The sequence below is a fragment of the Oleiphilus sp. HI0079 genome (assembly GCF_001635105.1).
Genome location: NZ_LWFT01000629.1, coordinates 1 through 3,377, shown reverse-complemented (window position 1 = coordinate 3,377; position 3,377 = coordinate 1). Strand labels below are relative to the sequence as shown.

General features: G+C 48.5%; 3 protein-coding genes. All 3 read right to left on the bottom strand.

Features of this window, described 5'->3' with window-relative positions; genetic code table 11:
- Positions 1-410: 410 nt before the first annotated feature.
- Positions 411-980, bottom strand: a complete 570-nt coding sequence (locus A3750_RS11420; RefSeq protein ID WP_068457896.1) for a DUF4136 domain-containing protein — start codon at positions 978-980, stop codon at positions 411-413.
- Between the two features lie 125 nt (positions 981-1,105).
- Complete coding sequence (locus tag A3750_RS11415) at positions 1,106-2,575, bottom strand: Ig and FN3 domain-containing protein (protein ID WP_068465890.1); 1,470 nt, start codon at positions 2,573-2,575, stop codon at positions 1,106-1,108.
- Between the two features lie 267 nt (positions 2,576-2,842).
- On the bottom strand, positions 2,843-3,377 hold a 535-nt coding region (rnhB, locus tag A3750_RS11410; protein WP_068548280.1), incomplete at its 5' end, for a ribonuclease HII.

Below are 3,377 nucleotides of genomic sequence, written 5' to 3'. Positions count from 1 at the left end.
GCCAATCTCAACACCCCTCTTTGTATACAACGAATCCGTGGCAAACTCGATGACTTTGCCTAGCTCGAGCACAGCTCGGGGAGCCAATCTCAACACCCCTTTTTGTATACAACGAATCCGTGGAAAACTCGATGACTTTGCCTAGCTCGAGCTCAGCTTGGGTAGCCAATCTCAACACCCCTCTTTGTATACAACGAATCCGCGGCAAACTCAGTTTGGTCTAACTCCAGCCCTGATTTCTGACGGCGTAATCGAAAAAAACCAGCCAAAGCAGCAACCCCACGCCGACTTAATTGCAGAGCCTTGATCAAAAAAACCGGAGCCGAGCAAATCAAAGAGATCACGCCAAAAATTATCAGAGCCAAACCAGACAAATACAGCCAACAATCAAGCTGCGGTCAACAGCGAACCTAGCTCTCTTCGTCAGCCGGAAGTTTTACCGGGTATTGATCAAATACCGCCTCTACAACCCCACCAATATATCCCTTAAGATCTTCTGGCGGCGTCTCTTTCATTCTGCCAACGGCCACACCCTCCCAAATAACTTGCCTGTCCTCCGCATCGATAACATCGATGTTGAGCGTCCCTTCTGTGTATTGCGAGGTTCTTGTCTCAAAAGACATCCCAACACTGCCATGGTATCCAGCCCCACCGCGGTAAGAGTAGTAACCTACACTTGATGATGGCGTCGTTGTAGTTCGTAGTTTTTCCTTCTGAGATACATGAAAATTAACCAGCAACTCGGCTTCTTGAGATTCCGTGAGGCCGCGCGCAGACAACTCTTTACGAATAGACTCAATAAGATACCGCTCTTCGATCCCCCTATATTGACCATCCGCCAAAGCGAGCGATTCGACAAACCCAAACGTACTAAAAACCGAAAAATCTGTGTCTGGCTCGAAGATCGCATGCGTTCTGGGTCCAGTCGCACAAGCAGAAAGGGCAAATATGACAACTAACAACAGACTTCTTACAAACATTACCGGATCCCTTATTATTCAAAAGGAAATTACTTTAGCGTAGACCTTAGGCTGACGCTACAAATGAATTTGCACAAAAAAGCCCGCTTAATAGCGGGCCCCGTCGGAGAAACAGCGAAACAACACTAGTTCACGACTACCTCAACGACATCCGAGTAGCGCCCCTGCAGACCATCACTGTCAACGGTCGCAATAGCAAAGAAATATGCTCCAGCCTGTAGATCTCGCAGCGTATACGAGGTTTGCTGTCCACCGACAATACTCACCGTTGTATCAAGCTGATTCTCAGACGCACCGTACACAATGGTATAGCCATTAATTTCATATAACGAAAGATCACTACCGTCCTCTCTCTCAAGAGGAATATCCCACGACAGTGCAACGTCATGAAGGACCACTTGCTGAGGTGAAACAGCAACGGAGGCCGCCACACTCATCACAGAACCCACTTCATTGCCTACCCGAACTGAGTACTGGCCGGCGCTCACAACGGATGCTGAAGAAACTTCAAGGCTTGAGCCCACCTCCCCGGCAATCTCCTGACCATCCTTGTACCACTGAAATGCAAGCACTCCACCTCCTATCGCTCCTACCGAAAGCGTAAAAGAGGCACCCGACTCAACCGAAACATCGCTTGGCTGACCCAAAATCTGAACAGGCGTTATTGAAGAACCCTCGTCTAGAGCCTGTTGCTGCAAATCGGAGAAACCAGCACCAAGCCGCGTCACATCATCCTGAGGAATAACATCCACAAACGTAGCAAGCGCAGAGAGCTCTTGCTGCGCCTCATACATTAAGTCATCCAACGCAACCGCAGGCTCTAAACCATTATCAACCAACACGAGTGAATCATGCTGACTCAATTGCTGCGTGATAGAGCTGAGCACGTCAGAGACATCATCAAACTGAACACCAGCTTCAGACCTTTGGATCGCAGCACTAAGAAGCGCTACTTCAAGCTGGTCAAACGTTGCTGTGCGCAACTCTTGATCGCTCGTTAAATCAACGGGCTCGGCGTAAATAGACTGTGCAGATAGCCCAAGCATCGCTTCAACCTCCGACACCGACTGCTCAATTTCATCCTCGGACATACCATCGATTCCCGCCTCCGCCTTAACGCGAACCATATGAGTGTATGGCGTTACATGAGCGACGTTATCAGAAGACGCATTAATTGGCTTGGACACCGAACTCAACGCAAAATCTTCCGTCAATGGAAATGCCTCTCCAAAGCGCGTACTCGAAGCGTCGCCGCAGCCATCGGCTAGCTCACAGACCATTCTAGTTGTTTCGTCGGCCGTTACCTCAATCAAAAACTGACTTCCACTAAACTCAGAAGGAACAACGAGACTATAGTAGCCATCTGAATCCGTTCTCACCGGCGCCACAGCTGCACTGCTGCGTGATAAGTAGCGCCCAGCGTTGCTTTCAATAACATAAGCATTCACGATCCCTGACTTAATCACACCCTTTACAGCTCGGCCAGTTAACGTGATGCCGCTATCAAATTGCGCTGTTTGGGCGTTCTGGTTCCCTGCGTCACCTTCCTCAGCTGATCCGCCACCACATGCTAGCAAGACACTTGCGATTGCCATGATCACTGAACATTTAGCTGTCGCTCGAAACTTCTGGTAAACCATCTTACATCTCACCAATACCGCTGGAATTAACGACAGAGTAGTAGTGATCAGATCATAAGGACGGAATTGCATCGCTATTTGATAGCAATATGCGCCATAAAATTGACAATCAATAGTTATGTGAAATAACGCAAATCACAGGCACGGGCTAAGTCACATTAACAATGACGACTAGGAATAAACGAGAAAAAGTAACTAGATGCCTTAAGAAACAGCGTTGCGTTATTTTTGAAGGAGGCGTGCAACAGGACCGAAAGATTTCCTGTGCTCTTTACAAGGGCCGTATATTTCTAATGCCTCAATGTGTGCCTTGGTTGGATATCCCTTATGCTTTCCAATACCATATTCGGGATAGAGAGAATCAAGTCGCTGCATGTCCGAATCACGCCATACCTTAGCGAGAATCGAAGCAGCACTAATACTCTTTGCTAGCGCGTCACCTTTAATAACAGGGGCGGCATCTACTTCTAGCGACTTTGGTATTCGATTACCATCCACCAAAACAAATTCCGCAGCGGGTTCCAACTTCTTGACCGCTCGCTCCATCGCAAGCATCGAAGCATGCAGGATGTTCAACCTGTCGATTTCCTCAACGCTCGCCTCGGCAATCGACCATGCAAGCGCTTTGCTCTTAATCTCGTCAGAGATGAGTAATCGTTTTTTCTCAGACAGCTTCTTCGAATCGGCAAGCCCTGAAATCTCAGCCTCAGGATCCAAGATAACAGCAGCAGCGACAACCGACCCAACTAGAGGGCCG